The following is a 1,658-nucleotide window of genomic DNA, read 5'->3' on the forward strand; positions in this document are numbered from 1 at the left end:
GAGTTAAAAGAGCACATCCGCAAATACCCGGATGCCTACAGTAAAACGTCGGGGAGACTGGACTAATGGCTAAAATGAATTTACTACAGGCCATCAACAGCGCGCTAGACCTGGCGATGGCCAAACATGACAACGTATACAGTTTTGGTGAAGATACTGGTGGTTTCGGCGGTGTATTCCGTGCAACCTCAGGTTTGACCGAAAAATACGGCAAACATCGCAACTTTAATACACCCTTGGTTGAACAAGGCATTATTGGTTTTGCCAATGGTCTTGCTTCGCAGGGTAGCTTTGCTATTGCTGAAATTCAGTTCGGTGACTACATATTCCCGGCATTTGACCAAATTGTGAATGAGACGGCCAAGTTCCGTTATCGTTCAGGTAATGAGTTCAACGTTGGTGGTTTAACCATTCGTACACCGTACGGTGGCGGTATCGCCGGTGGTCATTACCACTCACAGTCTCCGGAAGCCTACTTTGCGCATACGCCGGGCATTAAAATTGTGACTCCACGTAACCCGTACGAAGCAAAAGGGTTACTGCTGAGCGCTATTTTTGATAAAAATCCGGTGTTGTTCATGGAGCCGAAGCGGTTGTACCGCGCCTCAACAGGTGAGGTTCCTGAAGAAGAATACACTATTCCACTAGGCAAAGCTGACGTGGTCAAAGAAGGTACAGATATTACCGTTCTTGGCTGGGGCGCGCAGATGGAAATGACCGAAAAAGCAGTTGAAAAAGCCGAAGAAGATGGCGTTTCATGCGAAGTGATTGACTTGCGCACCATCTCCCCGTGGGATGTCGAAACTGTGACTCAGTCAGTTCTGAAAACTGGCCGCCTGGTCATTAGCCAGGAAGCACCTATTACCGGTGGTTTTGCCAGCGAAATCGCGGCAACCGTTCAGGACAAATGCTTCTTGTATCTTGAGTCTCCAATTGCCCGTGTTTGCGGTATCGATGTACCGTATCCGCTGTGTCATGAGAAAGAGTACATGGCTGATCATTTGAAGATTTATGAAGCGATCAAACGCTCAATGAACTACTAAGGACCCATCGACATGAGTAAAGACTTTATTCTGCCCGATATCGGCGAAGGGATCGTAGAGTGCGAAATCGTTGAGTGGCTGGTTGCCGAAGGTGACGAGGTTAAAGAAGACCAACCTGTGGTTGAGGTAATGACCGATAAAGCCATGGTTGAGATTCCAGCTAAAGACGACGGCGTTGTAGAAAAGCTGTATTACCAGAAAGGTGATATCGCTAAGGTCCACGAACCGTTATTTGCTATTAAGCCAGCTGACGGCTCTTCTGATGAGTCGCCGGCCAAAGAAAAAGACAGCGCGCCGGCTAAAAAAGAAGAATCGAAAACTGAGCAAAAACGAACCTCAGCCGGTGGCGATACAACCGACTTTATTTTGCCGGACATTGGCGAAGGTATTGTTGAATGTGAAATTGTTGAATGGCTGGTGTCTGAAGGCGATGAAGTAAAAGAAGACCAGCCGGTTGTTGAAGTCATGACGGACAAAGCAACGGTTGAAATTCCGGCGAAAGACGACGGTACCGTGGTTAAGCTGTATCACAAGAAAGGTGATATTGCGGAAGTACACAAGCCGTTGTTTGCGTTGAAGCCCGCGGGTGGCGTTCAAGAATCGGATTCAAATGCT

2 protein-coding genes are annotated in these 1,658 nt (G+C 47.8%); both read left to right on the forward strand.

Features of this window, described 5'->3' with window-relative positions; translation table 11 throughout:
• Positions 1-65: 65 nt before the first annotated feature.
• Positions 66-1,043 carry an alpha-ketoacid dehydrogenase subunit beta gene (locus tag B3180_RS00270; RefSeq protein WP_054488299.1) on the forward strand — a complete coding sequence of 326 codons (978 nt, stop codon included), beginning with the start codon at positions 66-68 and terminating at the stop codon, positions 1,041-1,043.
• A 12-nt stretch (positions 1,044-1,055) separates the two neighbouring features.
• A partial coding sequence (locus B3180_RS00275; protein WP_286842179.1) for a biotin/lipoyl-containing protein occupies positions 1,056-1,658 on the forward strand: 603 nt, incomplete at its 3' end.

Source organism: Idiomarina sp. UBA4206 (genome assembly GCF_002383015.1).
GTDB lineage: Bacteria > Pseudomonadota > Gammaproteobacteria > Enterobacterales > Alteromonadaceae > Idiomarina > Idiomarina abyssalis.